The sequence below is a fragment of the Acidovorax sp. BoFeN1 genome, assembly GCF_003345135.1.
GTDB lineage: Bacteria > Pseudomonadota > Gammaproteobacteria > Burkholderiales > Burkholderiaceae_C > Acidovorax > Acidovorax defluvii.
This window is the reverse complement of the sequence record NZ_QOZT01000147.1, coordinates 1-4,360: the sequence shown is the minus strand read 5'-3', so window position 1 is coordinate 4,360 and position 4,360 is coordinate 1. Positions and strand designations below refer to the sequence as shown.

Annotated in this window: 4 protein-coding genes and 1 pseudogene; 4 read left to right on the top strand and 1 reads right to left on the bottom strand. The window is 58.4% G+C overall.

The features are described 5' to 3' along the window. Both DTW89_RS18800 and DTW89_RS18795 read left to right on the top strand, forming a co-directional pair. Positions 1-435: helix-turn-helix domain-containing protein (locus tag DTW89_RS18800; protein WP_147277682.1), on the top strand; the 435-nt coding region annotated here is incomplete at its 5' end. A gap of 252 nt (positions 436-687) precedes the next feature. Continuing rightward, positions 688-948, top strand: coding sequence for a hypothetical protein (locus DTW89_RS18795; protein ID WP_114657037.1), 261 nt, complete (start codon positions 688-690; stop codon positions 946-948). Between the two features lie 165 nt (positions 949-1,113). On the opposite strand, the gene DTW89_RS18790 is transcribed toward DTW89_RS18795, so the two are convergent. Continuing rightward, positions 1,114-2,661, bottom strand: coding sequence for a hypothetical protein (locus DTW89_RS18790; RefSeq protein WP_161555653.1), 1,548 nt, complete (start codon positions 2,659-2,661; stop codon positions 1,114-1,116). A 193-nt stretch (positions 2,662-2,854) separates the two neighbouring features. On the opposite strand from DTW89_RS18790, the gene DTW89_RS18785 reads away from it, so the two are divergent. Together DTW89_RS18785 and DTW89_RS18780 are read left to right on the top strand one after the other, a co-directional pair. Continuing rightward, entirely contained in the window at positions 2,855-3,895 is a 1,041-nt protein-coding gene (locus DTW89_RS18785) for a helix-turn-helix transcriptional regulator (protein WP_161555652.1), read from the top strand. A gap of 49 nt (positions 3,896-3,944) precedes the next feature. After that, positions 3,945-4,360: pseudogene (locus DTW89_RS18780) on the top strand (helix-turn-helix domain-containing protein); the annotation flags it as partial.

Here is a 4,360-nt window from a genome sequence, read left to right as displayed (position 1 = left end):
CCACCATCCACCCCCGACGAGCGCACGCGCGAGCGCCACCTCAACGCGCTGGTGCTGGGCGAGCTGCGCCGCGCCGCCGCCGTAAAGCTGGGCGTAGACCTGCCGCACGACAAGCGCCTGCGCCACCTGTGCGAGGCGGTGCTGGCCGACCCCACGCGCCACGCCACCCTGAGCGCCTGGGCGCAGGACACAGGCGCCAGCCCGCGCACGGTGGCACGCCTGTTTCGCACCGAGCTGTCCAGCACCTTCACGCAGTGGCGCCAGCAGGTGATCTTGGCCAAGGCCGTGTCGCTGGCTGCGGGCCGCATGCCCATGGGGCAGATTGCCGCCGAACTGGGCTACAGCCCCAGCGCCTTCAGCGCCATGGTGCGCAAATCGGTGGGGCAGCCGCCAGGGCGGTTTCTCGGGCAGCAGCCGCCCACCCCTGCCCAGTAGGCTCGCACGCTCTGCCCCACCGGCGCACGCAGCGCCCAAGGCGCATGGCGCACAGCGCCTTGGGCCTGTACCCCACGAACGGGGCCTATTACGACAAGGATGTCCAGAAAGCGCTGGACGCAGCAAGCTTACATGTGCGCCTGTATGCGCCACTGGCTTATGTCCAGGTGCCATCCTTTAGCTTCTGGGGCGATGGCTAAGGCCACCATGCGATTGAACCCGGCCTGCGCCTGGGGCAACGGCTGACCCGCATTGCCGCGGGTCACAACGGCGACTACGCCAAACTCTATCTACTACGCCAAGCTCTACCTCAGTGATCCGCACCTGATTCCCGGCCCGATCGACAGCACGGTGGAGGAAGTGAAACACCCGAACGCGATGCGGGCCATGGTGGGCGAAAAAATCAGGATCTATCCTGGAACCGTGTCGCCGGAGAAATACTGGAAATTGCTCCCCGAGGCTGCGGGCGAGGCGTTGAAAGGCTTTGCGACCAGGATCAAGAGCGCAAACTGACCAGGCTGGCGGCCACCGCAGGGCGCTCCGGTGCCTGTTGCAACCACCGACTGAAAACAAAAGGGGAACGTGTTGAACACGTTCCCCTTTTGACTTCATGGCTGTGACGGACTTAACTGAACGGCATCAGGCAAGAGCCGGCGCTGTGAACAGCGCGAATGTGAACTATTGCTGAAATCCAACCGATACATGCTTCACGCCATTCACCGGTGTTTCATCTGCTTGAATGACGTAGAAATACTGGGTCACTGCCCCCAGGGAATAGCTGTAAGCCGTGCCCCGATAGTTGGAGCCACCGGGGCCGGTCAGCCCGGCCGATGTGAAGATTTGGCTGGTCTGGGCGGCGGTAAAGCGATCGCCGACATTGTTGCTGGACGAGCCATCGGCAGCGAAGGTGAAAGTGGTGTCTGCTGACCCACACGATTTTTCAGTGAAGGTTTTACCGTAGGCTTTCGTCAAGTCAGTTACTTTGCTCATATTGGCTGACACTGCGGCGTAGCCCGACTGCATGGTGGTCCCGGTGCAAGCCAAAGCGATGTTTCCATCGGCCCTCTCGCCTCCGCCGCCGATGGATGCACCACCCCACGTGTAATTGGCACCGCCGTCGCTGGTCGTGAACGTAGCTATCAACTTGGAGTTCAACGGAAGGCTGGTCGTGACAGCCGCACCGTTGGTGGCGATGGTGGCGATCTGCGTGCTGCTGGATAAATCAGGTCCGTAAACCGTATAGGCCAACGCCCCGGAGGTACCCGTACCGCCCGGTGGGGGGGTACTGCCTGTGCCGCCGCAAGCGGTGGGTGTGCTGATGCGCTTGCCCGTCCAAGTGCCCGAATAGTTGCTTGTTTGATCCCAGCTTGCCACGAGGCTGCTTCCCCAGGTGCCAGAAACGGAATCGCGGGCACTGAACCTGCCATTGCCGACATCGACGTTAAATTGCCCCGCCGGATATGCCTGCGCAATATAGGCTGAAATATTGATGGAGCCTGTGTACGCATGGATGGATCCCGTCATGAATGACTTCGGATCGGCCGCCGTGGTTCCTTTGATGGAGCCGTCTACTTCGCTGATGGTTGCCGTGAATTTCTGATTGCTGCGATTGGATCCAATGATTTCCCATACGCCCGCATACAGGCAATTCATCTGGTTGGTCATGTGGTTCTGAGCGGCCTGCGCACTCACCAATGGCTTCCCTGGTGAAGCTGCAGCCATTGCGTTTTTCACCGCTGGGTCAGCTGCAAATGCGGCGGGGGTTTGAGCGAAGTTCAACTTGCTGCTGCCCAACGCTGCACGGGATGAATCGGAAATTGAAATCAGGCTGTCGGGCGTACCACCCGAGTCCAGTGACTGCAGAAATGAAGCGATGTTTGTCACCGTGTCATTGGTCACGTCCGTTGCGCCCGGTACCAGCTGGACAGGGGTAATCACAGCCCCGCCTACTGCCGATCCAATGACGGTTCCGCCAACGGAAAAAGTCACGGTTTCACCTGGAACGTAGTCAAACTTTCCCATAGCGTCGGTCACGCCGCTCGCGCTGGGTGATGTGTACTGAAGGCCTTTCACCGGGGCATCTACAAAAATACCCTGCGACATCACGACCGGCGCTTTAGTGTCGTCACTGCCGCCTCCCCCGCAGGCCGTCAATACGGCTGCCATCGTTGCTGTAAAAATCAATTTTTGAAATTTCATGGGAAAAATACCTCCGTCAGGATGCATGACAGTTGGGAGAGAAAGGCTTGGCGAGCAGTCATCCGGCAGGGCCCTTGATTTCCCTTGAAGTCCTGCTTGCGATGTTCTGTTACAAAGTAGAATTTAGAAGCAAATACAGCTTCTCGCTATGGGGCAGATGCCCTATAGCTTTTGTGCCGTCACACCCACTCATGCGACTCCAAAGGTCGTATCTCTCCTCATGGCTTTGTCTGCCCAAACGCTCTCTACCGCTCTTTTGGATCTTTACGAAGGTGCTCAGCACAAACCCATCACCGTTTTTCCCCGCTATGCACTGGAGATCATCAAAAAATTCATTGACTTTGATACGGCTCTGATCGGCCTGGCAAAGATGGGGGTCGATGGCCAGCTGTCTGCAAGCTATGCGTTCAACTATGAAGAAGAAGCAAAAATTAATGACGAGTACATGTCTATCGCCAATAGAGATCCCGTCACGAAAGCCATCTTTGGGTCACCAGGAAAAGCGGTCAATCTGGATGTGACTGAATTTATCAGCGGGTATGCGGAACGCGATATTCGCGATTTTGTCAAACGCAGGCGCCACTCGCACGTTCTCGCCATCGCGCCTCACTACTGCCCAAAACACGGCCAGCTCGGCTTGTCGTTGCGCCGTGCGGATACCAAGTGGGCCTATCAGTCTGCAGAAACCACCGCCCTGAAGATATTGATGCCGCATGTTCGAGAGTCATTTCGCGTGAACAGGGCATTGTTTTCGCACCAGATTTCATTGAGCAGCGCGGACCCCATTGGCGGGTTCTGTATTTTTGACGTGTCAGGCGTGATCGTGTACCAGGACAATTCTTTCGAGAATTTCATGCGAGGTGTGTTTCCAGAGTACGAAGGTTTCAAAGTACCCCATCGCCTGCTGCAAAACTTCTTGAAAAATCCTCAGCATCGTCAAGCAATTGGACGTCTTCTGATGCAGGCAAGCTGGGCTGGTCATTTTTGCTTCCTATCTGTACGTCCCAAAAATCGACTGGATGCATTGACACCGCGAGAGCAGGCTGTAGCCCAGTTCTACGGAACAGGATTGACTTACAAAGAAATCGGCCAAGAGTTGTCTATTTCACCGGCGACAGTGCGGCGGCATATTGAAACGACTTACGTGAAGCTGAATATCAAAAACAAGGCCGATCTGGCCTCTTTGGTGCATGCGCACACATGTGACACCGGGTTGCCTAAAAATTTTCTTGCACACCTGGCACCAGAAAATCACCAGTGATGACTGGCTGGAGCGTGATCATCCCGTCTGGCGTCTGCGGCGATGGGCTGACGACGGCCCCGCCCTCACCCCCGACGAACGCACGCGCGAACGCCACCTGAACGCCCTGGTGCTGGGCGAGTTGCGCCGCGCCGCCGCCGTAAAGCTGGGCGTAGACCTGCCGCACGACAAGCGCCTGCGCCACCTGTGCGAGGCGGTGCTGGCCGACCCCACGCGCCACGAAACCCTGAGCGCCTGGGCACAGGACACAGGCGCCAGCCCGCGCACGGTGGCGCGGCTGTTTCGCACCGAGCTCTCGAGCACTTTCACGCAGTGGCGCCAGCAGGTGATATTGGCCAAGGCCGTGTCGCTGGCTGCGGGCCGCATGCCCATGGGGCAGATCGCCGCCGAACTGGGCTACAGCCCCAGCGCCTTCAGCGCCATGGTGCGCAAATCGGTGGGGCAGCCACCGGGGCGGTTTCTGGG

What these genes read in the sequence shown, in the direction of transcription:
- DTW89_RS18785 (WP_161555652.1), top strand. Translation starts at nt 2,855, where the DNA reads ATGGCTTTGTCTGCCCAAACGCTCTCTACCGCTCTTTTGGATCTTTAC.
- DTW89_RS18790 (WP_161555653.1), bottom strand. Translation starts at nt 2,661, where the DNA reads ATGCATCCTGACGGAGGTATTTTTCCCATGAAATTTCAAAAATTGATT.